Raw genomic sequence first — 25983 nt, 5'->3', positions numbered from 1 at the left:
TCAGGAAGAATTCTCTAATTATCTGTGAAGTAGAGTGTTCCTGGGTAATTTGTGAATAGCTATGTTCATCCAATTTCAATCGTGTGCAATATCTTACATCCTATCTAGTAGATTTGTATGGTATTATGAGAAAAACGATGAAGGAGAGAAATCCAGAATGATTGAAGAGCTTGTTGCAGAAGTCACCGAATGCGATTTCAAGGTTGCCCTTGAAACAAGAAAACCCAAAAGTTGGTTGAAAAGTATCAGTGCATATGCCAATTCCATTGGTGGTATGTTGCTTTTCGGTGTGGACAATGACAAGCATATTGTTGGTCTTGATAATGTACAAAGCGATGCAGAGATCATAAGCAGATTAATCAAGGAACGCATCACTCCGTTACCGCATTTTGTGCTATCAGCGATGAAAGAAGATGGTAAGGATATCCTTTGCTTGAAGGTCTTGGCAGGGCGTTCAACCCCGTATTATTATCGAGCCGATGGCATCATGGAAGGCTACATCAGGGTTGGAAACGAGAGTATCATCGCACCTGACTATATATTGAATGAATTGATTCTCAAAGGTATGAATCATTCTTTTGATGCAATCGTCACTGATGCGAGAAAGACCGATTATAGCTTTACGTTGCTTGAAGCAACATATCTAGAGCAAACGGGAATCCATTTTGAGTCATCGGATTATGTCTCCTTCGGACTGGCAGACAAGAATGGGGTGCTTACCAACGCAGGAAAACTGATGGCTGATCAATATATCGTTCATAACTCGCGGATTTTCTGTACTCGCTGGAACGGACTGGAAAAGGGCTCCATCTTCGATGATGCATTGGATGACAAAGAGTATGAGGGAAATCTTATCAGCTTGCTACGCAACAGTAGTGACTTTGTGCGAAACAATTCCAAGGTGCGTTTTGTAAAGGAAGCTCAGTATCGCGTGGACAAGCCTGATTATGCTGATCGAGCTGTAAACGAGGCCATTGTCAATGCACTCATACACAGGGATTATGTCCTGCTTGGCAGCGAAATCCACATTGACATGTACGATGATCGCCTTGAGATCCAGTCCCCTGGTGGAATGTATGACGGTCGGGCAATACAGGATCGTGATATTCGCACAGTTGGCTCCGCCAGACGCAATCCTGTTATTGCAGATTTATTTCATCGGATGAAATTCATGGAACGACGTGGCAGTGGGTTGTCGAAGATACTGAGTGAGAGTGCCAAACTACCTGGCTATACTGAACACCTGCGACCCGAATTCTTCTCCACGCCATCAGATTTTCGCGTTGTATTGAAAAACGTGAATTATTCCTTGCAAGGGACTAACCAACAAGATAACCAACAAGATAACCAACAAGATAACCAACAAGATAACCAACAAGAAATGATACTTCGATTCTGTGCAATACCGCAAGGAAGAAAAGAGATTGCGGAGCATTGCGGCTATAAGGATATAAGACATTTTTCTGCATATTTTCTCAAGCCTCTGCTCGAATCCGGAAAATTGCAGATGACTATACCGGATAAACCTAATAGCCGTAATCAGAAATACGTGGCAGTATAGTAGCAATTAAAAGAACCAGCTGGCCTTGTAGAGTTTCCTCAATTCCCATAAAATCGTTGGAATAGAATATTCCTGATGGGATTTGAAGAAATCAGGTACCATGTAAGGTTTCGTCGATATCTATATTTACAAGAGTTTTGGCATGCTTTTGTTTTTGCTTTTAATACCAATGTTTACAAGAGAGAGTCTAAAGAAAAATGTCATGATCCTGGTAAAACATGGTTTTGCAGACAATTCCTTGTTCTGGGTATAGCGTACTCAAAAGGAAGACCGGAAAGTATAAACCAATTCTGTGCATATCTTGCAAATGAAACCCCCAAATCATGAAAGGTCTGCGACGAGAAAGTTCCTCTTTGAAAGATAGATGGACAGTCTTGTCATAGCGGTAAAATACTGGCAATTACTGGGATATAATGGTGCTTTTCTCAAGCCATGATACGAATATCCCTTAGGTATTTAATGACAATACCGTTGGTCTTTTTTCCCAATTTCCTTGATTATGGCTCTTCTGGCTATGTTCCTTGCCTGCTGTTACTACGCTCAAGGAAAAAATATACATAAAAACAGAAAATATTTGCATATTTATTCATCGTGCTATAGGCTTCTATTCAGATTCAAGAATTTATAGGAGGCACACTTTGGAACTTTTGAGACTCATTGGTGTAGTGATAGTCGTTATCGGCTTCATTTGGAAGAAAGATACGATTGCAGTGGTAGTCGTAGCTGGAATCGCGACAGGTCTGGTGGCGGGTATGTCCTTCATGGAGATCCTTACCATCTTGGGAAAATCGTTTGTCACACAAAGGACAGCGACGTTGTTTGTACTTACCCTGCCCGTTATCGGTATTTGTGAACGATATGGCTTGAAAGACAAGGCAGTGGATCTCATCCGAAAGGCCAAGAATGCAACTTCTGGGATGATCATCTCCCTCTATCAGGCAATCAGGGCACTTGCCGCTGCTTTTTCCCTTCGTCTTGGTGGACATCCCCAGTTCGTTCGTCCTTTGGTCAATCCCATGGCCCAGGCTGCGGCAATTGCCAAGTACGGTGAACTCGATGAAAAGACCGAAGACGAGGTAAAGGGTTATTCGGCAGCAGGCGAGAATTTTGGAAACTTCTTTGCCCAGAACTGCTTTATGGGTGCTTCCGGTACTCTCTTGATCGTCACGACCCTTTCCGCCCAGAACATTCAGGTAAATGCCTTGCAGATTGCCATGATGTCAATTCCCATCGCCGTCATCTCCGTTGTCGTCGGTGTCATACACAACTACTTGTTTGATAGAAAATTGAATGCCAGATTCAAGAAAAAGGCGGAGGTATAAGATGTCCACAAATGCAATCATAGCCGAAGTATTTTACTGTGTAATTGGTATCATCTTCATTTTGGTCGGGGTGAAGGCGTTGAAGGATTCTTCTTTGAAGACTCGTATTCCTACTGCCTTGTTCTGGTTCATTCTTGCCTTTACCTTTATCGCCGGACCACACATTCCTTATTGGATCAGTGGCATATGCATAATTGCCATTGCCGTAATTTCTGCCTTCAATGGAGTCAGCCAAAGCAAGGGTGATGTCCCTACCGCTGAAGAGACTAGAAAGAATGCAGATAAACTTGGATTCAAGGTATTCATTCCTGCCTTGACCTTGGCTTTTGCCGCTGTCATTTCCGCTACGTTCCTGCCTTTCGGTGCAAGCAACGCAATCGGTATCTCAGCAGTAGTTGCCATTATCGTAACCTATCTGTTTACCAAAGCTCCTGCAAAGGCAGCTGTTACCGATGGTACTCGCCTGATGGACAATGTAGGTCCTGTCGGAATCCTCCCGCAGCTTTTGGCTGCTTTGGGTGCCTTGTTTACCGCAGCCGGTGTCGGTACCGTAATTGCCAAGGGCGTTTCTTCGATCATTCCTGATGGAAGTCACTTCATTGCCGTTGTCGTCTATTGTTTCGGGATGGCTCTCTTTACCATAATCATGGGTAACGGATTCGCTGCCTTCTCCGTCATCACCGTTGGTATCGGCATACCGTTCTTGATTATGCAGGGTGCAAACCCAGTTGTTGTCGGAGCACTTGGCTTGACCGCCGGGTATTGCGGTACCTTGCTGACCCCCATGGCCGCGAACTTCAATATCATGCCTGCAGCCTTGCTCGAAACCAAGGACAAGTATGTAATTATCAAGGCCCAGGCCCCGGTAGCTATTACCATGCTCATTGTTCACTGTATACTGATGTATATTCTCGCATTCTAATTTCACAGGAGGCTGTCTGATGAAAGTTCTTTTGACTGCCTTTGATCCCTTCGGGGGTGATTTGGTAAACCCGGCTCTAGAAGCCGTAAAATTGGTATCTGACCGTATTGGTTCGGTTGAAGTGGTGAAGCTTGAAGTACCTACTGTTTTCAAGAAGTCGATCCAGACTGTTGCCGATGCAATGGCCAAGGAAAAACCTGATGCAGTGCTTTGCATCGGACAGGCAGGGGGTAGGTTCGACCTTACCGTGGAACGGGTTGGCATCAATATTGACGATGCACGCATCAAGGACAACGAAGGGAACCAACCTGTCGATACCCCTGTGTTTGCCGATGGACAAAAGGCCTATTTCGCTTCCTTGCCTATCAAGGCAATGGTAGAGGAGATCAGAAAGAACAAGATTCCCGCAAGCATCTCCAATACTGCCGGAACCTTTGTATGCAATCACTTGCTCTATGGCGTCTTGTACCACATTGCAAAAAGCTACCCGACCATGCGTGGAGGGTTCATGCACGTTCCCTTCATTCCCGATCAGGTAATAACTCGTCCTTCCACGCCCTCGATGTCCATCGAGACTATCGTGAAGGGCTTGGAAGCGGCAATCAGGGCAATAGGTGCAAATCTTGAGGACATCAAGGTTTCAGGTGGCAAAGAACTGTAATGGAATGTACTAGACTATTCGTGTATGGTAGCCTGCTCGAGGGTTTTTTCAATTATGAGAAAACCCTCGTTGGGCAGGTAATCTCTTGCGTACCTGCAAAAGTACGTGGGAAACTTTTTCACCAGTGCAAGAAAGGGTATCCAGCCCTGATTCCTGGTGAGGATTGGGTATTCGGTGAATTGCTGGAACTTTCCCATATCGAGAAAACTCTTCCCCTGATCGATGAAGTGGAAGAGTATTTTGGGAAAGACAAAGAAAATGAATATGACCGTATCCTGACAAATGTATTTGCCTTGACCGACAATACGTGGATCGAGGCTCATCTGTATTGGTATGGCCTCCAGGATTTGGGAACAAAACAGAACCCGGTGGTGTACTTACCGACAGGTGACTGGCGTTCCTATATGAAGGTGCATGAAAAGACGGGTACCTATACCCACTCATAGGAAGATGCAGAAAATACCTGTACATTGATCTTTGGATTCCTTGATTTACAAAAGAAGCTTCCCTGGTTGCAACGCTTGGTTTGCACAGAAGGGAAGCCCTTTTTTATAATCCATTCACACCTTCTTCATGGCTTGGGATTCTCAAACCAAAGAGTGGAAGGAAGGCCTTTTCTGAGAAGCCTTTTTCTTCCAAGGGTGTTTTGCAATGATCAATCTTGCCTGTTCCCGTTCGTGTACCACTTTTCCTGGAATCCAATACTTTTGGGGCAAAGCCATTCAAGTCTTGAAATGATGCGATATCATACTTTCTGTTCAAATGAATCGATGGAACCAAGAAGTGTTTCCTTATACAGGATTATCAATGGTTGCGACATAATATTAATAAATATTATATAATATGCGACGTTTTATTACTTAATTATTCTAATTCTGCGACGTTTTACTCATATCTAGGGAAGATCTCGACATCCAGAAGGTACTCCGCTCTTGTTCGATGCAAAGACCAATACTGATATTTTGAATCCTTGGATCTGGTAGAAAAGGCTTCCCTGGTTGCAACGCTTTGAACTTTCCCCATAGAGTTGGAGAGTTCTGAGAGCTAGGCTACTGATTGACGGTATTGCACCGGAGACCGGTAGCCTAGTTTTTTTTGTATTCGCTTGTCATTGTACCAAGCGATGTATTCCCTTACCAGCTGTTCCATCTCTTCCTTGGTTAGCAGTCTCTTTCTGTTCTGGTAGATGGTCTCACACTTCATGAGGCCGAAGAAATTCTCGATGCAGGCGTTGTCCCAACAGTTTCCCCTGCGGGACATGCTCTGCACCACACCGAGACCCCTAAGGTAGTCGACATAGGCCCTGTTCGTGTAGGTCCATCCCCGGTCCGAGTGGATGAGGACGCCATGGAGATCGAATCCCTTGTCGACCAGTTGCTGGATGGCCTTGATGACCATGGCGAGGCTCTGGTGCTCCTCCATGACATAACTCACGATCCCGTTGTCGTACAAATCCTTGACCGCGGCCAGGAACAACCAGCCCCCCACGACACGAAGGTACGTGATGTCGGTCACCAGCTTGCACATGGGCCCCTCTGCCGAGAAGTCCCTGGCCAGTATGTTTTGTGGCAGTTCCCTTGCAGTTTCTTTCCGTATCCGATAGTAGCCCTTGGGAAACCGTCGGATGCGGACCTTCGCGTTCAGGGCATGTTCCTTCATGACCCGCTCGACGCGCTTGTGGTTCAGTTGCACGTACCCGAACCTCGCCTTCAGTTCCTGCGTCATCCTTGGAATCCCGTAGGACCAGTTTGTCTCTTCTTGTATCTGCCTGATGTGCGATGCTATGGAGACATCATTGTTGACCGAATCATCCTTGTGTTGTTCCCAGTAATAGTAGGTGCTCGGGCAGATGCCTGCCAGCTTGAGCGAACGGGTCACAGGGACTCCGAGCTTCCGTGCCTCAGCAACTGCTGATAGAACTTTTTTTTTGACGGATCCGTCTCCTCTGCCTCGCAGATTTGGAAGTACGTCCTGTAGAAGATAATCCCGTCGTGCATCCCCTTGAGCTCTGACTGCTGTTGCCTTACGAGCTTCTCGAGCTCTTCCATCTTCTTCCGTTCCAATTCCGTCATTGTGTCCACCTTTCCTCTTTCTGCCTTTCTTTCTCGTGCAGACCCCGTACTCAGTATAGTTCCGAATCCATACATTCAGAACACTAATCGACAAGGCGTATTTGCGGCAAAGACCAGATTTGGTTTCTTCCTTGGACAGCGACTTGAGGACAATCCCTTCCTTTACTTGCTCGTTCATGGCCTCGTATCTACGGTCGTAGGTACAGTACACCCAGCTCTCGTTTCCACCTTCGTATTGCTTGCACCACCGCCTGGTGCTTGACGGATTGAGACCCAGTCTCTTTGCGGTGGCCTTGCCTTTGCATCCTTGCTTGAATAACTTCAAGGCCTTGAGTTTCGTCTTTTTGCTGATCTTTGACATAACAATCCCCCATGTTTGGATTTCTCCAATTCACGGGGGAAAGTTCACTTGGTATGCACAGAAGGGAAGCCCTTTTTTATGTATTAGTATCTAGAGCAGGTAGGCAGCCTCATGTGCCGTATGGATGGCATTGTAGAGCGTACCTTGGCGTGTATTGCAGTCGCCTACGGCAAGCACCTCAGGAGCACAGTCCTGGAAGGTCTCGACATAGTCGGCATCGGGACGAACGCCCAAGGAGAGCACGACGGTGTCACATGCAAGGGTTTCCTTGTTTCCTTCTTCATTGATGAAGGTGGCCTCCTTGTCCTCGACCGACTCCAAACGCAGGCCACCACGGAAAATTACCTTTGCATCCTTGAGCATATTGATGATGGCAATCTGGTTGAACTTGGCCCCACCGTTTCCGAATTTCTCTTGGGGAACCATATCTACCAAGACGACATGCTTTCCCTTTTTCTTCTGTGATAGGGCAGCCTCGCATCCGGTAAGTCCTGCTCCCACTATAACGACATTCTTACCCGTCTCTGCAGTTCCCATCTCGACATCCCCGACCCATTGGATCTTGTCATTTTTCTGGGCAAAGGCCGGAATGAGAGGATTCGCACCCACTGCCACGATGACGACATCGAAGGCATCCTTTGCCAACAGCTCGGGAGTTACCGTGACATTCTTGCGAATCTCGATATTTGGCATGGCTTCCGTTTCCCTGACTGCCCAATCGAGATACGTCTTCATATCTGCCTTGAAGTCGGCGATCGAGGCCATGTTCAGCACGCCCCCGAGTCTATTGCTCTTCTCGAACAGGACTACTTTATGGTTTCTTTGGGCAGCGGTACGGGCAGCTTCCATTCCGCCGGGACCTCCTCCGATGATTGCCACTCTTTTCTGCACGCCAGGAGCAGGAATCCCTGCATAGAGCGTTTCCATTCCCATCTCTGCATTTACCGAACAACGAAGGGGAGCGAGCAGATAATGCGTTTTCTGTATGCAGTTGTTGCAACGCACGCAGGGACGGGTCTTTTGCGCTTGTCCGAATCGGGCATTCTTTACCATCATGGGATCTGCCATCAGGCCACGGGCTATGGATACCATGTCGATCTTATGCTCGGCAATGGCCTTCTCGGCCTGTTCCAAGGTTACTGAACCGACTACCGTTACCGGTACGTCGACCTCTGCCTTGATCTTCGCGGCATCCTCGATGTTGATTCCATGGTCAAAATAGACCGGCTGATTGATATAAGGAGCCAAGGCTTGGATGGAGTGCATTCCCCTGGAAACGTGGAGCAAGTCAATCTTGTCCTCGATGACCTTTACGAACGCAATTACTTCTTCCAGGGAAGGGGAGCCCGGAATCATGTCGTTTGCATTGATTCGGTATTCGATGGCAACCTTGTTGCCTACCTTGTCACGGATCGCCTGCAACAACTCATTGGTGAACCGGGCGCTGTTTTCAATTGACTGGGCACCATATTCATCAGTCCTCTCGTTGATCAACTTTGAAAGGAAACATCCGGGAAGTTGTCCATGGGCCCCATGGATCAGTATGCTATCCACTCCTGCGCGCATGGCTCGTTCGGCAGCTGTTGCAAAATCCTCGATGAAACCGTGAATCTGGTCCTTGGTCAGGTAGGTCGGGTCAATCTCGACAGTAGGTTTGCTTGCATGGGTATCCCTGTTCTCGAAAGAACCGGCTTCCATGTTGATGGCAAACAGTTCCATGCCGATCTTGCAGTCATACATATGCACCAAGTCACAGAGCATGGACAGCTCATTTACCACCGATTCCTCTCCCAAGCGGAGCAGGTGCGCAACTTCCTTCGGTAAATTCCTGTTGACGATCCCGCATCCGATATTGATGCAGGCACAATCACCTTTTACGATATCGCGGGTCCATTCCATCAACTCCCTGTTGACGTGTCCGTCGGCAGTGGCAAAACTTGGCCAGACAGGAGTAAAGGATACCCTGTTTTTCAATTTCATAGGTCCAAGCTGTATTGGTTGCAGTACGTGTTCATAGGTATTTTTCATAGTTATACATCCTCCAGATCAAATTTTTATATAGGTAGGTTCTGGGCCTTACAGGCTTTTTGTCTTTGCCGCTTTCTTTATGGCAGTCTCGGGAATCAGTAGCGCGATGACAAAAGCAAACAACCAGGCAATACCTATGGCATAGTAGTAGATTGAAAAGTTCATGACGCCGTCCTTCAGGGCAAACGGCTGTATGAGATAGGTAGGCAATACAACGGCACCCAACAACTCGATGGTAGCGATGAAACCAATGGCGGTACCGGCATACCGTGGTCCAATTTCCTTGAACTTCAGCGGCATGGAAATGAAGAATGGCATAAGAGCCGCAGCACACAAACCAAAAATGAAGAAAGAGATATAACATACGATGCCATTGAGGTTCCATCCAAAGGCATACCCGACGGCACAGACTAGCGTGAATACCAGGATGAAGGGTTTGTCCTTACCCACCTTTGCAGCGAGCATCGGCATGAACAAGGCTCCGCATAAGTTACCGAAACTGACAATGGAGGCAACCAAGCCGGCTTGTGACGGCGTCATTCCCTTGGAGATCAAGGCAGTGGGTATCCAGATGTTGAAGGCAACCTGGCAACCAAGGATGATAAACAAGCCAAGGGCGCACAGCCACATATTCTTGCTGGAAAGGACAACCTTCAAAGTTTCCCTGATGGAAGGTGCTTTTTCCTGCAGGACCAGCTGTTCTTTCTTGTCCTTTCCGAAAATGGTCCAGAGGAGAAAGACAACACAGCACAAAATGGCTGAGACCCAAAAAGCGGTCTTGAAATTTCCCAGGAAAACCGTAGTTGACTGAGCTACGAATTGTCCGATGGTGGAAGCTGCAAGGAAGGCTCCCATTACCACGGAGATCAATTCAGGCTTGATCCACATGCTGAACATTTTCCCGCACGTTACATTGACGGCTACCGCGCCAAATCCGGTAAGCAACATCATGGCATAAAAAGAGCCATAGCTGGTTGCATAGACATGCCCGATTCCCCCGATACAGGAAAGCAACATGGCAAGGGCAATGAGTAGTCTCATGCCGACTTTATCTGCAATAACCCCGAAGATGATGCTAAAGAAGATTGCCGGCACCATTGGGGATGAGAAGATTGCTGAGAACTGAGTGGCATTGAGTCCCAATGCGGTGATCAGGTCTCCGCTTACGATCGACAATTGATACTGCGTATACTGGTAGGTAAACGCTCCTAAACAAAAAATAGCAAAGATGATCCAACCATATCCGGTGTGTTCTTTCTTCACGTTACAATTCTCCCTTGGTGTTTCTCTTAATATGTGTATTAAGATCTTTTTTTATCGATATCATCGTATAGATACCGATTGTTCCTGTCCAACACAGAATAGTTCTTACCCAACAACAAAAACTTATACAAAGAAAATTATTCCTTTCATTGCAAAGCTATAGATGTAGTCTTGATTATGAATAACGAGAGAAGGACTATAAAATACAGAAAGAGCCTGTTAGTATTGAAGGAATGCAAACCCAAAGGAGTTTCTCTTGGAACTACGAAAGATTACCTATTTTGTCGAGGTTGCCCGTCTCAAAAGTTTCTCGAAGGCAGCACTGGTCCTGTATGTTTCCCAGACAGCGGTAAGTCAGCAAATTGCCGTTTTGGAGGATGAAGTCGGAGCCAAGTTGTTCAACCGGGACAAGAAAACCGTACAATTGACAGCAGCTGGGGAGGTTTTTCTTACAGAATCCCTACGTCTTTTGCGGCAATACGAGAATGCCATTCTCAAGGCCCGGGAAGTGGAGAAAGGATACCAAGGAATCTTGAGAATCGGGTTTTTCAGCATGTTCGACAGGGAAGTGATAGCTCCCATGCTCGCAACCTTTCATGCCGGTTATCCTAAGGTGAAGGTCAGTATCGTACAATGCAATTTTCAGGATATGAAGACGAATATCCTCAATGATACTATTGATGTAGGATTTTCCTTTTGCATCGATTCCGAGGAGATCGAGGAGTTGAAAGTGCAGGAAACTTATCCTAAATTGTGCGTGCATAAAGATCATTATCTTGCCAGTAAAACGTTGATAGAGAGAAAAGATTTGGAAGGAGCGCAAGTAATCTCCTATATCAAGAACCGGGAGCAGCTTGCCTGTTATGAGACACACCATTCACAGGAGAATCCCGGGCAGTTATCGAACAAGTCTTTCTTGGTGGAGAATATGGACGATGCAATCATGCTGGTAAGCATAAACGCGGGAATTTGCTTCTTGCCTGAAGTGAAAAGCTTTGTAAACCAGGAGAAGATCGTGTTCATCGATCAAACGGTCGAGGATGTTCCCTTTGCCGTGAATGCCTATTGGATACGGAACAACAAAAACGTAGTGCTGCAGAAATTTCTTTCGGAACTGAAAGCTGACATATCCAAGATTTGATGCTCCTGGAAGAGATCAAATCTTTTTTTGCAACTTACCCCTTTTTCTCCTTTTCGCAACAAGGCAATTCCCTCTAGAGAAAGTGAAGGTTTGTTTATTGATGCATCATTTTTTCGTTGAAAAGAAAAGAAGATTATTCACTGTTGCGAATAGTTGCCGTAATTTAAGTAATTTTGCCATTCAAATTCAAAATTGACGGAATTACTTTCAAATGATAAGATGAAATATCCAAAGTTTTGCGTAAATAGAGATATTATGGACAAAAAAAAACCGACAATACAGGAAGTGGCAATCCTTGCTGATGTTTCCATTGCTACCGTATCGCATGTCATCAATAAAACTCGCTATGTCCGTCCTGAACTTATCCAAAGAGTTGAAGAAGCAATGGTGGAAACAGGTTATGTGAACAAGACAAATGAGAAAAAACTGTTGTTGGGCAACAGCACGGTAATTGTATTGATGGTTCCCAATCTGTCTCAGTCAATATTCTGCAAACTTGCGACGGATCTTGATCAACATTGCTTTATGCAAGGATATAGCTTATGCCTTTACCAGACAAAGGGTGACCTTAAAATAGAACAATTCATCCTTCACCGTTTGATGGTTGATAAAAAGATCGGTGGTATTTTTTTAGTTCCTGCAAGCGATAACCCAAAAAACTATACGAAATTGATACGGTCACAAATTCCTTTTGTCTGTATCGGGAAAAAGGTTCGCAATGACGATATCTGCACTGTACTCTGGGATAGTTATAAAGCTGCCTATCAGGCAACCCAGCATCTGATAAAAAGTCGGCATGAAACCTTGATGCTTCTGCAATATCCCAACTCCGATATAACTGCAGGATTCAAGCAGGCCCTGCTTGATAACCACTTGTTGTACAGGCATACGTCAGTTTTGCAACTCAGCTCAGAGAAATCAATCCAACAGGAAATACATTCGGCCATCGAAAAAATCAATCCAACAGGTATTATATCGACTTCCGATAACCTGACGCTTTGCTTGTTGAAAGAACTCCAGGAAATGGGCAAGGAATATCCTCAGGATATATCTGTCATCGGTTTTGGGGATACTCCTTGGAGCGAATTGGTACTATCACCGTTGACAATTATACAGCAAGATTCCAAGGCCCTTTCCGAGCTGGCCTTTTCCATGCTCTCCCAATTGATGAAAGATATTCCTGTTCTGGAAAGAATGAGAAGAGTCGAAGGCGAATTGATCCTGCGAAAATCAACAAGGATAGTAGATCGCGGTCCATTTGGGGAAGAAGCGGTTTCTTCTGATGAAATTGTATTGTCACAAGAAGAAAAGGAAAAACTCCTTGAAGGACATTACCGAGTTGCAATCTCCTTCCATTTTGGGGGAAACGCTTGGGCCAGGCTCCATGAAAGGGGTATTCGCAAGACCTTGGAGATTTATGGCATTTCTGTGGTTTCTGTCATGGATGCCCAGTTTGATCCTGCTTTGCAAGTAGCTCAATTGAAGGCGATTGCTCTTCAAAAACCTGACGCTTTGATTGCAATACCAACTGATGATAAAATAACAGCCCAGATGTTCAACGAATTGTCAAAAACAATAAAACTGATTTTTATAAGCAATGTTCCTGAAGGGTTGTCAAAGAATTCCTATATTTCCTGTGTTTCCGTCAATGAACGGGAAAATGGAAGCAGTACCGGTATGATGATGGGAGATTATTTCAAGCATAAGAATCATCCAAAAGTGGGATTTATCATTCATGGGGCGCCTTTTTATGGTACTCATCTCAGGGATTCCGTGGCAGAACAAGTTGTCAGGGAAAATTATCCAAATATCGATATTGTCAGTGTAGAGGCCTTTGGCACGATCAGCCATGCTCATGATATTTGCAAGGAAATGGTACTAACTCATCCTGATCTTGAGGGGTTGTATATTTCCTGGGATCAACCGGCATTGTTTGCCATCGAGGCTTTGGAGGAACTTGGGAGGACGGACATCTCTATTTTTACTTTCGATTTGGATTATAAAATTGCTTCCTATCTGGCAAAGAGGCAGATGGTCAGGGGACTCAGTACCCAGCGTCCCTATGATCAGGGCGAAGCAACAGCTCTTATAGTTGCCAAATCATTGGTTAGCAACGATATTCCCAAATATATAGGAGTACCACCGTATAGTGTAAAACCCAAGAACATGGTCAAGGCCTGGAAAGAAATTCTTCATGAATCAATTCCACTGACCTTGGAGCAGGAATTGAAAAAACTCATTTGAGCATTTTGTTGGCGGCTGTCAGAAAAATGGATATCGCTGATTCTTGTACTATTTCAGTATCTCGATATCCTTATATTCCGCATTTCCATCCTGGACAATCAAGCCAAGCTGATGCTCTGCTTGTGCATAGGAACGATAGGAAAATGCAATTTTATCTCCTATGAAAAGTTCAATCAGGTCATTGTCGACTATTACCTTGACCGTAATTCCGCAATTATCATAAATAGGGAAAGGCTTCTCACAGACCCTGAATCCGTCGGGACCGGGGTCCTTCGGTTCAGGAATTGCCTGGCAGGATTGTTGCCAGAAAGGGTCGACACTCATGGGAAGGTTAAGTAGCGAGACCCTTTGCATGGCTGTCTCAAACGAAAGAACCAAACAGGAACTTGCTTCATTGTCAGATTTCAACAGAAGCCCAAAAGAATCTCTTGCCTCATGAGGTGTAATCGTGCATTTAAATATGAAACCCGAATCTTGGATGTTAAAAAAACCATAGGTAGTCGTGCTGATGGAAGAGATTGAAATAATTTTTGGAGTGATCAAGCGGGAAATCCCTTCAACCGGTTTGTATTTCCAGGCAATGGGGTCGACCATTTGCCCTTCAATTTCTTCAGGAAGCTTTACATCCAGTTCTCCCTCGGTATTTTGGATCACTTCATGGGGAACCCCAAAAACTCCGCCCCAATACCATTCTCCCGTATCGCTATTTCCTGCCCGATCATGGGCCCATCCAAAATAAAACCTGCGGCCTTGGTCGTTTTGCATGGATTTCGCAGCATAAAAACGTCTTCCCCCGATACCGTCTTGGCGTGGAGTCCTCCACGGCCCGAAGGGAGAATCGGAAACTCGGTATAACGTGTTCACGAATTCAGAGAATCTGGAATAGGAGAGATACCAGACCTTGCCCATCTTGTACATCTCGGGACATTCCGGGCAATTGGTATTCCCTGGTTCATAAAGCGGACCATAGTAGGTCCAGGTTTTCAAATCCTTCGACCTGTAGAGAATGATTACACCTCTTCTGTTGATAGCCCCCGTTTTCTTTCTTGCAGAAATGAGTATCCAATACATGCCATCCTCATCGTTGAAAAACACATAGGGATCACGCCAGTCAAGATCTTCATATTGTTCTACCAGAGGAATTATGACAGGATTTTTACTATCCTTTGTCCATCGGATGCTATCTTCGCTGGTTGCATGGCAAATGGTTTGCTGATAGGTACAGGACAGGCTATACCCGGTATAAAAGGCATGATATTTTCCTTCTCCATAGAGAACCGAGCCCGTCCAGATTCCCGACGCATCGGGATCCTGGGGATTGTCACTGGGATAGAGGGAAGGAAGGACTTCTTCCCAATGTACCAGATCTGTTGAAACCATGTGGCTCCAGATTGTCCTCAAGCGTGCAGGATAAACAGTTGTCCCTGATGGGGGAGTAAGGGAAAAAATATGATATATACCTGCATGGTAAAATGGAATTGCATCTCCCGTCGAGGTTGCAGGTGAGGGCCTGTGAATAAGGTTCATGTTGATCTCCAAAGCTTTTCGAATTATTTATTTTTGTGGTTTATTGCACGCCCTACCGTTCGCAATACAATGCTCTCTTTTCCTTTTTGTGTATCGATGAGAATTGCACACAAAATAATAATGCCCTTGACAATGAGTTGCCAGAAAGAGCTGACGCCCATCAGGTTCAGACCGTTGGAAATGATTCCTATTACCATAGCTCCTATTACGGTTCCGCTGATGCTGCCTTTGCCTCCGGACATTGAGACTCCACCGAGGACACAAGCCGCAATTGCATCAAGTTCGTAGCCACTGCCCACGGAAGGTTGCCCACTATACATTCGGCTGGAAAGGACCAAGCCTGCGAAGGCTGAAAGAAGACCGGTTATGGTATAGACTATAATTTCTACCTTAAAGATAGGAACACCGCTTAATCTGGCAGATTCCCGATTTCCCCCGATTGCATAGATATAGGTACCAAATTTTGTTTTATTGAGAAGAAAGGAAAATAGGGCGATAAGTACTGCCATATAGACAACAGGGAGCGGGATGACATCGAATAGGTATCCTGTGCCGATCTTGATGAAGAAGGGGTCCTTGATACGGGTTGAGCGTCCGCCGCTGTAGACATAGGCAATCCCGCTGGCAATATTCATCATGGCCATGGTCACGATGAATGCCGGGACCTTGAATTTTGCAATGATCAAGCCATTCAAGAATCCTGCAAGGGATCCGATGGCCAATCCCAATAAAATGGCAAGCCATAACGGAAGGCCTTGGGTCATTGTAAAGCCGACAGTCAAGGTTCCGCTCATAGCAACAATGGAACCGACAGAAAGATCTATGCCACCCAGAATAATGACGTAGGTCATGCCAAGGGCTATGAACATGTTGATTGATATTTGGCGAAGCACGGATATTATATTGTTGTTGGTCAGGAATGTATCGGTCATGAGGGAAAGAAGAAGTCCAAAAACGAATAAAACAACCAAAATTCCTGCATTCTTTTTGACCATGGCCACTATTGAATTATTGTGTAGCCTATTTCCCCATATATTGGTTCTCATTCTGTTTCAGATCCTCCTGCCGCATAGGACATTATATATTTTTGAGATAACTGTTCGCGAGGAATTTGCTTTACCAATCTTCCTGAGCGTATGACGCATACAGAGTCACACATATTGACGATTTCCGGTAATTCGCTTGAAATAAAGACAATAGCCATGCCCTGTGCTGCCAGTTTATTTATTATTGAATAGATTTCGAATTTGGCCCCTACATCAACGCCCCTGGTAGGTTCATCGAGAATCAAGAGGCAAGGACGGGTAGCCAACCATTTAGCCAATACCACTTTTTGTTGGTTTCCTCCGGACAAGCTGGATACCTCGACTTCGTTCGATATTGCCTTGATCTTCAAATCTGAAATATAGGTATCTATCGTAGCTTTTCTTTTTGTTTTACTAATGACAAAATTTTTCATGATATAATGCAGGGAAGCAAGTGTAATGTTATATCCCACGCTTTTGGAAAGGACCAGACCTTGTCCCTTGCGGTCCTCAGGCACGAATCCGATGCCATTCTTGATGGCTTCGAGGGGAGTCTTGAAATCAATCTCTTTTCCATTCAGAAACGCCGTGCCTTCTGTTCGATGGGGGGTGCATCCAAAAAGGCTCATCATGATCTCGCTTCGCCCTGCGCCCATGAGTCCGGCAAACCCCAATATTTCTCCTGCCCTTACCTTGAAACTTACATTATGGAAGGTTTTCCCTGCGGAAAGATTCTCCACTTCCAATACTGTCTTTGCTTGCGAAAGATTATTGAAGGTCCTGCTATAAAAACTCTCCAGGGTTCGGCCAACCATCATGGATACAAGTTCCTCGACCGTCGTTTCCTTGGTATTCTTCATTCCGACATATATACCATCACGAATTACGGTAATCCTGTCTGAAATACGAAAAAGCTCATCCATGCGGTGAGAAATATAAATAATGCTCACCCCTTGTTTCTTGAGAAGTGAAATCGTTTCGAACAGTCTTCCAACTTCCTCTTCACTCAGGGAGGAAGTCGGTTCATCCATTACCAAAACTTTTACATTGAAGGAAATTGCCTTGACGATCTCCACCATCTGTTGCTGGGCTATGGTAAGTTCCTCGACATTTTTCGTGACATCAAGCGAGAGGCCGAGTGAATCAGTCATTTCCTGAGCCCGGGTGTTGATTTGTTTTTCATCAAGGATACCTAAACGAGAAACAGGTTCCCGTCCAAGGAAAATATTCTTGGCAACAGAGATATAGGGGACCAAGACTATCTCTTGATGAATGACACCAATTCCGAGTCCCCTTGCATCCGATACATTTTCAATGCTGACCTTTTCCCCGTTGATGTGGATGATACCGTCATCAGGTTTTATGATTCCGCCCAGGATTTTGATGAGTGTCGATTTTCCTGCACCATTTTCCCCCAGCAGAGCATGAACTTCGCCTTGTTCAAGGGTAAAATCAACTCCGTCCAAAGCTTTGGCTCCAGAGAAGCTTTTCTTAATATTGTTCATTTCAAGAAGGGAACTCACAAAAATTTCTCCTTTTTAGATAATGGTCAGGAAAGTGGAAGAAGGAATCCAAAAAGATGTTCCTTCTTCCTTTAAATCAAGCGATTACGCTATTATTGCCAATCGTTGAGGGTCTTTTTTGCTTCTTCTACGGTTACTAGATGAGAGGCAAGATATACAGACTTCTTGATTTGCTTACCATCGAGGACGTCCAAGGCCTGTTGGAATGCGTATTTTGCTATTTCAATGGGAACCTGTGCTGCAACAACGGCAAAATCACCTTCAACAAGTGCTTTCTTTCCATCAGGGGATGCATCAATGCTATACACGGCAATCTGTCCTGATTTGTTAGCAGACTTCACGGCTGCAGCCGCACCCAGTGCAGAGGGATCATTGATACAGAAAAAGGCATCGATCGTAGGATTTGCGGTTATGATATCTTCTGCCAATCCAATTGATACGTCCAGGGCTGCAGCACCGTCTTGTTGTGCAACAATCGTAAATTTGCTCTTATTTACCTTCAATCCGTCCAGAAAACCATTTACACGGTCAATGCAACTTTCGTTTGAGGGAAAATCAAGGATTGCTATGTTCGCTCCATCAGGATAATTCTTGACCATTTCAGCACCAACCAATTGGCCGGCCTGAAAGCAGTCCGTGGCAACCACGGATAAAACCAATGGAAGGTCATCCTTGCCAACAGAAGTGTCCACATTGATTACCGGCACCTTGGCAGCTTTCAATTCCATCAATCCTGCCGTGATTCCGTTTGAGTCAACGGGAATTATGAATACCATGTCAAACTTCTGGATTGCAGCATCCGAAAGCTGATTCAATTGGGTATTCAAGTCATAGTCAGGGTCAAGACAAGTATAGTCTATGCCATTCGCTTCACAAAGAGCTTTGAATGTATCATTCATGGTACTCTGGAATGTATTGTTTTGCGTATTCGGCAAAAAAGCGAAACGTAGTTGTCCTTTGTTGCTCACGACTTCCTTTTTTCCATTGGCAAATACCTGCACGCTAAATAGCATGAGACTGAGCAATAAGATTACTAATACCTTTTTTTTCATTTTCCAATCCTCCAATTATTTATTTTGGGGTTCACCCGCCCTCAAAATTACACTTTAGCAATAATGTATAAATCGCATTTTTCTATACTTTTTATATATATTTACGTAAAACTTAGCATTGTATTAGGAGTATGTCAATAAAAAGTTTGATATATATTTTAATCAAAGTAAAAAATGGCGAAAATCTTGTTAAAAATCTTTTATTTACGTAAAAAAATAAATATAACCTAAATTACGATGTGCATGACAACAATGGTTGTCTTTCTGTTCAGATGAAGTAAAAAAGGAAAGGAAACAGTCCTGGACATAGATATTCCACGGATATTTGCCGGGGATCCATGACTGATGGAATACGATTTAAAAATAAAACCAGTTTGAGTCTTAAGGGCTATCAAGCATTCTGTTCAAATCATTCTTTTCTTCTCATTTTTACGTCCGTAGCAGGGCAGGACCTGGTCCTCAATGTGTTTTGTTTATCTTGGCTTGTAAAAACAGGAATACGGTATTTCATACTTTTCTTATACTCTTTTCATTCCTTCTTAATGGCCTTGTGGTTAAATCAGGATAACAAACCAAAGAGCGGAAGGAAGGCCTGATCTGAGAGGCTTCTTCCTTCCAGGGGTTTGTTTGGTAATGGTTCTGAAAGACAGGCCTCTTGTACCAAAGAGGGATACAGAAGCAGACGAAGTCGTTTCTCCCTTATTTAGGGGTACGGGGATTCCATCCAGGATACATGCCAGGAAATTGGGGGGACTTGCCCGTTTCCGTTCATATCCAACTTTTCCAAAAGTTTTATAGATAAAAAAGCCTTCTTCGGAAGGTTTTTTCTGTGTATTTGGCTACGGGGATTTCACGCATTCCTTTTATACTACATCATTTGGACTGAGATGCTCCTGGTGAAGGTTTCGGTTTCTCCGCTTTTCAAATTGATATTCTTGAAAGTCTCGGGGCAAAGGCACCAGGGACTGATCCAATGGTAGGTCCTGCTGGGCCTGAACGAGTCCGTGAGAATCATCCTTGTATGGGTTTTTTCATTCTCGATGGTCAGTACGGATTCGTTTGCATAGTGCCGGCAGTCGAAGGTGAGGGCCAAGGTTCCCAGGTTCTCTTCAAAAAAGAGAGGCCTATAATAGTTCATCCCTGATATTACTTCCCCCCTTACTATGCTTATGTCCATTGGCTCGCTATTTGCGGATACCTTGTAGGTTGAATCTATATACTGTTCGTCGAAACATAAAAAATTATGATTGTATTCTTCTGCCTTGAGATGCATTGTGCCCAGGTTTCGTATTGTTGACGTTATTGTTACCTGGTTTTCTTCCAGCGAAAAAGAACGTTCGATTTCCAGATTCAGATAATCAGAAAATACTTGGTGCGAGGTAATGGAGACATACTGGCTATCCTGGGCAAGGACGGTATGCATTGCTTGCTCAACCTCGTAAGACTCTTTCAGGTCGTAGGGTTTCTTTGTGGGGTTGTGAAGGGTACCCACCCCGATGACCGGCATATATTCAGCCTGTCCCAGAAAACCAGCCTCTTTCCAAAGCCATCCATGGATCATCCCCAGGCCTTTTGTTCCCAGACCGTTTTTGGTTTGTTCCTTTCCCAGAAAAGTGTGCGTGTTGTCCAGGGTAATCTGTTTGATGAATCCTCCCCGGTCAAAACGGGAGCCTCCATATACTTTTCCTGGTTTTGCCAATTCGACCAGGAGGTGGTTATTTCTCAGTATAAGGGTGTCGTTCATTTGAGTTTATCCAGAACGTCGGACGTATTCATGATCAGGGAATCGGCGACATCGTACAAGTTGGTGATCAGGCTCAAAAAGAGCAGGTCGCTTATGAATTGCTGGGAATAGTGGGAACTGACAGCCCCTATTCGTAATTTCTGTTCCAAGGCCGGACTTGAAAGGGTTCTTGTTGCCTGTTGGGCTAGGTCGGAATTGGCATTTCCTGTTATGGCTATGGTATAGGCTCCCTTGCGTTTTGCCTCTTTCAGGGTCTCCACTACAATTTTTGTAGTGCCGGAATAAGAGAAGGCAATGAGGACATCTTTGTTCGTGGAGGTCATTGCCCCCAAGAGATTCACATGAGGATCCAACGAGTAATGGGTTTTCCTGTCCAACCTGATGAGTTTCAGGTTCAAATCCATGGCAACGATCGAGGAGGCAGCAATGCCTGCAAGGTAAATGGTATCGGCCTTGAGTATTTTCCTGACAATCTCTTCCATCATCTTGAAGTCCACGCCTCGTGATGCGGAATTGCAGACATCCGTAATCTGGGCAAGCAATTTCTGCGTGCAGGCTTCATATGAATCGTTTTTATTGATGAAGAGGCTTTTTCCTGTCTCTTGTTGGCTTCCTGACATCCTTATCATCTTGAGCTTTGCATCAACAAAGCTCTCGAAACCGATTTTTCTGGCAAATCTTCCGACGGTTGCCGGTGAAGTCCCTGTACATTCGGACAGTTCATTCGCATTCAGTTCAAACGCTTTTTCAGGGTTGTTCACGATATAATCGGCAATTGTTTTTTCGCTTTTTGTAAGTAAGGTATAGTTGTCAAGGATAGGAATTAAAACCATAATATTGCTCCGGTTGAAAATTTATAACAAAAAATATACCGCTTAATACACTATAAAGTATATGTAATCAATGAAAATAAGCAATAAAAATCGCTATTAAATATGAAAGAAAATTTCATAAAAAATATTTGTTGCAAATAAATTTCACGTGACATATACTGAATTGAAATTAAATCGGAGGCCATAGTAATGAGCTTTATGTTCAACCCACACCCGTATGATGATTTGACACCCGTCAATCGTCCAGTAATAGAACCAAGCGCACTTGATAGTATTGTATTTGGTTATAAGCAAATCGTCCAATATGTAGCCCTCATGCTTGGAAAAGGTTCCCAGGTGTTTGCAATTGACGGTTGTCCTACGGCAGAATTTGATCGTTTTGCGAATTCCCTGGGACAGACCCTCAGGGTGGCAAAAAAGGAAGCAATCTTCCTTGATGTGGCTTCAACCTATAAAGGAAGTGAGGAATTGGCCGCGCAATTTTCCAAAAATCTTCCAGAGGATACCGTAAAGGATCCCGTCCTGTTATATGGGATGCTTTACAAGGACACCTATCATTCCGTATTCGATGAAAAGAAACTCAAAGTCCTGCTTGAAACCATAAGGATAGAGAAAAAACGGGGATCGATCATTGTTCTGTATGGCCTAGGTTCGGCAAGTGAGGATTTCTGGCCATTGCTCGATTCCGTTTTATTCATGGATGTCACTCCAAAGCAAATAATGCTCCGCGCCATTGCCGGAATGTATACCAATCTGGGGGATACCGAGGTCAGGACTCTCAAAATGATCCAGCGGAGGATCTACTACATCGACCTGGAATTGGCTGTTCAGCTTCGCAAGGCTTTGTTCGGACAAAAAAAGATGGATTATTATTTTGCTTGTGATTATGACGAGTCCTCAGCCTTGCTCAATCAGGAAACCCTTGATTGCGTGCTTTCTTCCTTGGCCGATTATCCTTTCCGTTGCAAGCCTGTCTATATCGAAGGTATCTGGGGTGGCCATTATGTACGAAACGTACGCAAGCTCCCTGATGTGTTCAAGAATATCGCCTGGGTCTTCGACCTTATTCCCCTGGAAGTATCGATCCTTGTCGAACTGGGACATCACCTTGTGGAAATTCCTTTTTACACCTTTGTCCAGAAGCAGGGTGAGAAGATCATGGGCAAGGAAATCACCGAACGTTTCGAAGGATTCTTTCCCATCCGGTTCAACTATGACGATACGTTCCATTCCGCAGGTAACATGTCCATCCAGTGCCATCCTCCCAAGGACTTCTGCATAGAGAACTTTGGTGAACATGGTTCCCAGGATGAGGGCTATTATATCGTTGCCACCGGTCATGGGGCCAAAACCTATTGCGGATTCAACAATGGCGTTGACCCGAACAAATTCATGGACTTGGTCATGAAATCGGAAAAGGATAAGAGCGTGGTTCCGTACGACGAGTATGTGCATGCGATAGAGTCTGTTCCCGGAAAGCAATTTCTTCTTCCCGGCGGTACCATCCATGCCTCAGGTCGTGATCAGGTTATCCTGGAAATAGGAAGTCTTACCGTTGGGTCCTATACGTTCAAGCTCTACGATTATTTGAGAGAGGACCTTGATGGAAAACCGCGTCCGATTCATAGCTACTATGGAAAACAGGTACTCGCCACCGACCGAGATGCTGATTTCGTAGACCGTCATCTATGTAAACCAGCCCAGTTGCTGGAAAAAGGCGAGGGGTGGGAAGAGTACCTGGTCGGTGAGGATCCATTGGTCTATTACACCTGCAGGCAGCTTGTATTTGATAAAAGGGCGGAGGGCAATACCAACGGGAAGTTCCATGTCATAGCCTTGGTCGATGGGGAAAAAGTTACGGTACGGTCAAAGAACAATCCCTCGCATTGCTATCATTTGAACTATCTTGATATCGTGATCATTCCGTCATCCATCGGAGCTTATGAGATTGTCAATGATGGCAACCAGCCGGTGGTTATCTATAAGGTTCTCGTAAGAGACTGAGAGGTTACGAATGGGAAAGACCATTTTGGGAGTCGATGCAGGAGGACAATCCTTTAAATTCGCCTTGCTGGACTACGATTCTTTGGAGCAATTGGACGAGGTGGTATACTTGCCGATTGATTCCGATGGGAAAACAGAGGACCTTCTTGGTGTATTCAGGGAAGTTTCGAGGCAGGGAATGGAGAAAGCCAAAAAGTTGGAGCTGGATTTGGTTGCTGTGGCTTTCTCCAGCCCTGGGCCTCTTGATTATTATCAGGGGATCAGTCTGATGGATCATAAGTGGGCATCCATCAAGGGAATCAATCTAGTAAAGGATTTGCATTCCCACGGATTGCCTTCCTCGATTCCCGTGTTCTTTTGTCATGATGCCCATTGCCTTATCCTTGGTGAAATTGCCATGGGAAAAGCAGGGGCCTTCCACTCCATCGGTGGGTTTATCATCGGGACCGGCTTGGGTTTTGGTATAGTAAAAGCTGGCAGGATGGAAGCAAATGAATTGGGAATCCCAAAGTTCGGTCTTTATAAGCGTCCCTATAAAGATGCCACGATCGAAGCCTATGTGGCCAGTAAGGGAATCCCTCGCATCTATGACCAGTTGTCGGGCAGAGAGACATGCTTCGATGCAAGGCGGATTGGCTTGTTGGCAAAAGAGGGAGATGAAGTGGCTTGTGAGACCTATCACAGTATGGGAAGGGCCCTTGCCTTGACCGTAGCCGATCTTGTTAACTCCTACTCTCTTGATTGCATGGTTTTTGGAGGGAGAATTTCCAACTCGTTTGAGATTTTTGCCCCTGCCTTTGCCGAGGAACTGGCAATACATTGTAAGCGGGTTCCCTATATATACCAGTCACAAGGATCCGAGGTTTTGTCGATGAAGGGCGCAGCTTTGTATGCAAAGCAGAGTGGCCGAAAAAGAGGTTACGATGAAAAGGTTTTATGATGGGTTGTCCAAGGGAATTACCTGGCTTTGTCTGACGCTTTTAATAGTCTATACGATACTTGTGGCCGTACAGGTGATATCCAGATATGTATTCCAGTCGCCGACGACATGGACAGAGCTGGTGGCACGATATTTGTTTGTCTGGTCCATCATGCTCTATATGCCGGTTTTATATCGGCAGCATGGGAATGCCGCATTTGACCTCTTGTTCAAGAAATTGAAGGAACCCACGCGCAGGTATGTGCAACTGCTCAATGATGGATTTATCTTGGCCTGCAGCTTTTATCTTGCGAAATGGGGCTGGCTGTTTTGTTCCAAGATGACAAATAAATACATTATGGGCTTGGGCAGCAATATCCATATACCCATGAATGTGGCTTATCTGGCTATTCCTGTGGGTGGTATGTTCTTGATGCTTATGTGTTTCGAGCAATTACTGCTTGATCTTCGTCTGATTGTAAGGGGAGGTGAATGATGTTAGCTATTTTATTGGTAGTCTTTGTAGTATTGCTAGTCATTGGTACACCTCTTGCCTTTACTTTCTGTGCGGCTTCCTTCATCTCTGTCTTTTTTGCCAAGGGATTCAGCCCGCTGTTGTTGATCCAGAAGCTTTTTGGTGCCATGGATAGTTTCACGTACATGGCCATTCCCTTGTTCCTTCTTGCCGGGAATATCATGAACGAAGCGGGAATCACCAAAAAATTGGTTGCACTTGCCGATTCCCTTGTCGGTCAGTTCCATGGTGGCTTGGCCCAGACCACGGCCCTTTCAGGAATGCTCATGGCAGGAATTTCCGGTTCGGCGAATGCCGATGCATCAGCCATAGGCGCCTTGATGCTGCCTCCATTGCGGGAGGCGGGGTATGATGAGGGGTTCAGGGTCTCACTGGTCTCCTCTTGTGCAGTTCTGGGACCGATCATTCCCCCCTCCATCCTCATGATCGTGTATTCAGGGGTGACGAGCATTTCAATAGGGCAATTATTCCTTGCCGGTGTTGTCCCTGGGGTAGGTCTTGGCCTGATGTATATGTTCTATAGTTTTTTGTATGCGAAGAAAAACCATATTCCCACAACGGCGTTCAGGGGCTGGTCCTATGTCGGAAAGAGTTTGTGGGGTGCCCTGGGTGGGCTCATGATGCCCCTGATCATCATTGGCGGTATTTTGCTCGGGGTGGTTACGGCAACTGAGGCTGGGGTCCTTGCAGTGATGTACGGCCTTGCCTATGGTTTCATAACCAAGAGCCTGAGTATGGAAAAGCTAAAGGAAGGAGTCCTGAGTTCCATGAAGGCTACGGTAGCCTCTGTTCTGGTAATAAGCTTTGCAAGCTTGCTCGGTTTTATTTTTACCCACGAGAATCTTCCTGCCTTGTTGGTAAGGGCCATGAGTGGGTTGACGGCAAATAAGTATTTTATCCTGGGACTCATGAGTGCGGTTTTGGTTCTTATGGGATTGTTCATAGATTCCAATGCCATTCTGCTGATGATGGTACCGGTCTTTTCTCCTTTCATAGTCCAATTTGGTTTGAACCCTGTCTATTTTGCCATGATCGTATTGCTTTCCGTAGCGACCGGGGGACTTACCCCTCCTGTCGGGCTTGTCCTATACATTGTGGCGGGTATTGAGAATGCAAATATATCCAAGGTCTGCAGATCCATATGGATGTTCGTGGGGTTGATGGCCCTGATGATAGTCCTGGTAATTTTCATACCCCAGATTGTTACGTGGTTGCCTTCGGTAATGTAGTGAATTGCAGGGAGAAA

21 protein-coding genes are annotated in these 25983 nt (G+C 45.1%); 12 read left to right on the top strand and 9 right to left on the bottom strand.

The features are described from left to right. Positions 1 to 157: 157 nt before the first annotated feature. From ACHZBG_RS06240 to ACHZBG_RS06215, 6 genes are all read left to right on the top strand, one after another. Positions 158 to 1561, top strand: coding sequence for an ATP-binding protein (locus ACHZBG_RS06240; RefSeq protein WP_320128589.1), 1404 nt, complete (start codon positions 158 to 160; stop codon positions 1559 to 1561). A gap of 638 nt (positions 1562 to 2199) precedes the next feature. Beyond that, positions 2200 to 2883: a DUF969 domain-containing protein gene (locus ACHZBG_RS06235; RefSeq protein ID WP_320128588.1), complete on the top strand. Its 684-nt coding sequence runs from the start codon at positions 2200 to 2202 to the stop codon at positions 2881 to 2883. A gap of 1 nt (position 2884) precedes the next feature. After that, positions 2885 to 3805 carry a DUF979 domain-containing protein gene (locus tag ACHZBG_RS06230; RefSeq protein WP_320128587.1) on the top strand — a complete coding sequence of 307 codons (921 nt, stop codon included), beginning with the start codon at positions 2885 to 2887 and terminating at the stop codon, positions 3803 to 3805. Positions 3806 to 3824: 19 nt separating this feature from the next. Beyond that, positions 3825 to 4466, top strand: a complete 642-nt coding sequence (pcp, locus tag ACHZBG_RS06225) for a pyroglutamyl-peptidase I (protein WP_320128586.1) — start codon at positions 3825 to 3827, stop codon at positions 4464 to 4466. Beyond that, the gene (locus ACHZBG_RS06220) at positions 4466 to 4912 is read left to right on the top strand and encodes a gamma-glutamylcyclotransferase family protein (protein ID WP_320128585.1); all 447 of its coding nucleotides are present in this window, start codon (positions 4466 to 4468) and stop codon (positions 4910 to 4912) included. The genes pcp and ACHZBG_RS06220 overlap by 1 nt, the downstream gene beginning before the upstream one ends. Positions 4913 to 5432: 520 nt before the next feature. After that, positions 5433 to 5507 carry a hypothetical protein gene (locus ACHZBG_RS06215; RefSeq protein ID WP_394699378.1) on the top strand — a complete coding sequence of 25 codons (75 nt, stop codon included), beginning with the start codon at positions 5433 to 5435 and terminating at the stop codon, positions 5505 to 5507. 3 nt (positions 5508 to 5510) lie between these two features. Here ACHZBG_RS06215 and ACHZBG_RS06210 read toward each other — a convergent pair whose 3' ends face one another. The 3 genes from ACHZBG_RS06210 to ACHZBG_RS06200 form a co-directional block, all read right to left on the bottom strand. Then, positions 5511 to 6899 (bottom strand): IS3 family transposase, encoded by a 1389-nt coding sequence (locus ACHZBG_RS06210; protein ID WP_320127752.1) that lies wholly within the window; start codon positions 6897 to 6899, stop codon positions 5511 to 5513. Positions 6900 to 6989: 90 nt separating this feature from the next. Next, the gene (locus ACHZBG_RS06205; RefSeq protein WP_320128583.1) at positions 6990 to 8927 is read right to left on the bottom strand and encodes an NAD(P)/FAD-dependent oxidoreductase; all 1938 of its coding nucleotides are present in this window, start codon (positions 8925 to 8927) and stop codon (positions 6990 to 6992) included. Positions 8928 to 8975: 48 nt separating this feature from the next. Continuing rightward, the gene (locus tag ACHZBG_RS06200) at positions 8976 to 10190 is read right to left on the bottom strand and encodes an MFS transporter (protein WP_320128582.1); all 1215 of its coding nucleotides are present in this window, start codon (positions 10188 to 10190) and stop codon (positions 8976 to 8978) included. A gap of 256 nt (positions 10191 to 10446) precedes the next feature. On the opposite strand from ACHZBG_RS06200, the gene ACHZBG_RS06195 reads away from it, so the two are divergent. Both ACHZBG_RS06195 and ACHZBG_RS06190 read left to right on the top strand, forming a co-directional pair. Next, positions 10447 to 11331 (top strand): LysR family transcriptional regulator, encoded by an 885-nt coding sequence (locus tag ACHZBG_RS06195; protein WP_320128581.1) that lies wholly within the window; start codon positions 10447 to 10449, stop codon positions 11329 to 11331. A 255-nt stretch (positions 11332 to 11586) separates the two neighbouring features. After that, positions 11587 to 13575, top strand: a complete 1989-nt coding sequence (locus ACHZBG_RS06190; RefSeq protein WP_320128580.1) for a LacI family DNA-binding transcriptional regulator — start codon at positions 11587 to 11589, stop codon at positions 13573 to 13575. A 48-nt stretch (positions 13576 to 13623) separates the two neighbouring features. Here ACHZBG_RS06190 and ACHZBG_RS06185 read toward each other — a convergent pair whose 3' ends face one another. The 6 genes from ACHZBG_RS06185 to ACHZBG_RS06160 form a co-directional block, all read right to left on the bottom strand. Next, positions 13624 to 15102: a family 43 glycosylhydrolase gene (locus ACHZBG_RS06185; RefSeq protein ID WP_320128579.1), complete on the bottom strand. Its 1479-nt coding sequence runs from the start codon at positions 15100 to 15102 to the stop codon at positions 13624 to 13626. A gap of 23 nt (positions 15103 to 15125) precedes the next feature. Then, positions 15126 to 16148 carry an ABC transporter permease gene (locus ACHZBG_RS06180; protein WP_320128578.1) on the bottom strand — a complete coding sequence of 341 codons (1023 nt, stop codon included), beginning with the start codon at positions 16146 to 16148 and terminating at the stop codon, positions 15126 to 15128. Beyond that, positions 16145 to 17650: a sugar ABC transporter ATP-binding protein gene (locus ACHZBG_RS06175; protein WP_320128577.1), complete on the bottom strand. Its 1506-nt coding sequence runs from the start codon at positions 17648 to 17650 to the stop codon at positions 16145 to 16147. Before ACHZBG_RS06175 ends, ACHZBG_RS06180 begins: the two co-directional genes overlap by 4 nt. A gap of 92 nt (positions 17651 to 17742) precedes the next feature. After that, positions 17743 to 18702 carry a sugar ABC transporter substrate-binding protein gene (locus tag ACHZBG_RS06170; protein WP_320128576.1) on the bottom strand — a complete coding sequence of 320 codons (960 nt, stop codon included), beginning with the start codon at positions 18700 to 18702 and terminating at the stop codon, positions 17743 to 17745. A gap of 868 nt (positions 18703 to 19570) precedes the next feature. After that, entirely contained in the window at positions 19571 to 20446 is an 876-nt protein-coding gene (locus ACHZBG_RS06165; RefSeq protein WP_320128575.1) for a hypothetical protein, read from the bottom strand. Further along, positions 20443 to 21279: a MurR/RpiR family transcriptional regulator gene (locus ACHZBG_RS06160; RefSeq protein ID WP_320128574.1), complete on the bottom strand. Its 837-nt coding sequence runs from the start codon at positions 21277 to 21279 to the stop codon at positions 20443 to 20445. Before ACHZBG_RS06160 ends, ACHZBG_RS06165 begins: the two co-directional genes overlap by 4 nt. 198 nt (positions 21280 to 21477) lie before the next feature. On the opposite strand from ACHZBG_RS06160, the gene ACHZBG_RS06155 reads away from it, so the two are divergent. The 4 genes from ACHZBG_RS06155 to ACHZBG_RS06140 are packed head-to-tail and all read left to right on the top strand — an operon-like array spanning position 21478 to position 25966. Beyond that, positions 21478 to 23283, top strand: coding sequence for a class I mannose-6-phosphate isomerase (locus ACHZBG_RS06155; RefSeq protein ID WP_320128573.1), 1806 nt, complete (start codon positions 21478 to 21480; stop codon positions 23281 to 23283). A 10-nt stretch (positions 23284 to 23293) separates the two neighbouring features. After that, positions 23294 to 24223, top strand: coding sequence for an ROK family protein (locus tag ACHZBG_RS06150; RefSeq protein WP_320128572.1), 930 nt, complete (start codon positions 23294 to 23296; stop codon positions 24221 to 24223). Beyond that, positions 24207 to 24698: a TRAP transporter small permease gene (locus tag ACHZBG_RS06145; RefSeq protein ID WP_320128571.1), complete on the top strand. Its 492-nt coding sequence runs from the start codon at positions 24207 to 24209 to the stop codon at positions 24696 to 24698. Before ACHZBG_RS06150 ends, ACHZBG_RS06145 begins: the two co-directional genes overlap by 17 nt. Next, positions 24698 to 25966 carry a TRAP transporter large permease gene (locus ACHZBG_RS06140; RefSeq protein ID WP_394699336.1) on the top strand — a complete coding sequence of 423 codons (1269 nt, stop codon included), beginning with the start codon at positions 24698 to 24700 and terminating at the stop codon, positions 25964 to 25966. Before ACHZBG_RS06145 ends, ACHZBG_RS06140 begins: the two co-directional genes overlap by 1 nt. The last annotated feature ends 17 nt before the right edge of the window (positions 25967 to 25983 follow it).

It is taken from the genome of uncultured Sphaerochaeta sp. (assembly GCF_963676625.2).
Lineage (GTDB): Bacteria > Spirochaetota > Spirochaetia > Sphaerochaetales > Sphaerochaetaceae > Sphaerochaeta.
The sequence above is the reverse complement of the archived record's forward strand: the minus strand, read 5'-3'. Positions and strand labels throughout refer to the sequence as shown.

Bases quoted from the DNA above. Each gene is read 5' to 3' on its own strand.
- ACHZBG_RS06140 (WP_394699336.1), top strand. From the start codon at position 24,698: ATGTTAGCTATTTTATTGGTAGTCTTTGTAGTATTGCTAGTCATTGGT.
- ACHZBG_RS06155 (WP_320128573.1), top strand. From the start codon at position 21,478: ATGTTCAACCCACACCCGTATGATGATTTGACACCCGTCAATCGTCCA.
- ACHZBG_RS06170 (WP_320128576.1), bottom strand. From the start codon at position 18,702: ATGAAAAAAAAGGTATTAGTAATCTTATTGCTCAGTCTCATGCTATTT.
- ACHZBG_RS06160 (WP_320128574.1), bottom strand. From the start codon at position 21,279: ATGGTTTTAATTCCTATCCTTGACAACTATACCTTACTTACAAAAAGC.
- ACHZBG_RS06165 (WP_320128575.1), bottom strand. From the start codon at position 20,446: ATGAACGACACCCTTATACTGAGAAATAACCACCTCCTGGTCGAATTG.
- ACHZBG_RS06185 (WP_320128579.1), bottom strand. From the start codon at position 15,102: ATGAACCTTATTCACAGGCCCTCACCTGCAACCTCGACGGGAGATGCA.
- ACHZBG_RS06190 (WP_320128580.1), top strand. From the start codon at position 11,587: ATGGACAAAAAAAAACCGACAATACAGGAAGTGGCAATCCTTGCTGAT.
- ACHZBG_RS06240 (WP_320128589.1), top strand. From the start codon at position 158: ATGATTGAAGAGCTTGTTGCAGAAGTCACCGAATGCGATTTCAAGGTT.
- ACHZBG_RS06145 (WP_320128571.1), top strand. From the start codon at position 24,207: ATGAAAAGGTTTTATGATGGGTTGTCCAAGGGAATTACCTGGCTTTGT.
- ACHZBG_RS06150 (WP_320128572.1), top strand. From the start codon at position 23,294: ATGGGAAAGACCATTTTGGGAGTCGATGCAGGAGGACAATCCTTTAAA.
- pcp (WP_320128586.1), top strand. From the start codon at position 3,825: ATGAAAGTTCTTTTGACTGCCTTTGATCCCTTCGGGGGTGATTTGGTA.
- ACHZBG_RS06205 (WP_320128583.1), bottom strand. From the start codon at position 8,927: ATGAAAAATACCTATGAACACGTACTGCAACCAATACAGCTTGGACCT.
- ACHZBG_RS06230 (WP_320128587.1), top strand. From the start codon at position 2,885: ATGTCCACAAATGCAATCATAGCCGAAGTATTTTACTGTGTAATTGGT.
- ACHZBG_RS06180 (WP_320128578.1), bottom strand. From the start codon at position 16,148: ATGAGAACCAATATATGGGGAAATAGGCTACACAATAATTCAATAGTG.
- ACHZBG_RS06220 (WP_320128585.1), top strand. From the start codon at position 4,466: ATGGAATGTACTAGACTATTCGTGTATGGTAGCCTGCTCGAGGGTTTT.
- ACHZBG_RS06210 (WP_320127752.1), bottom strand. From the start codon at position 6,899: ATGTCAAAGATCAGCAAAAAGACGAAACTCAAGGCCTTGAAGTTATTC.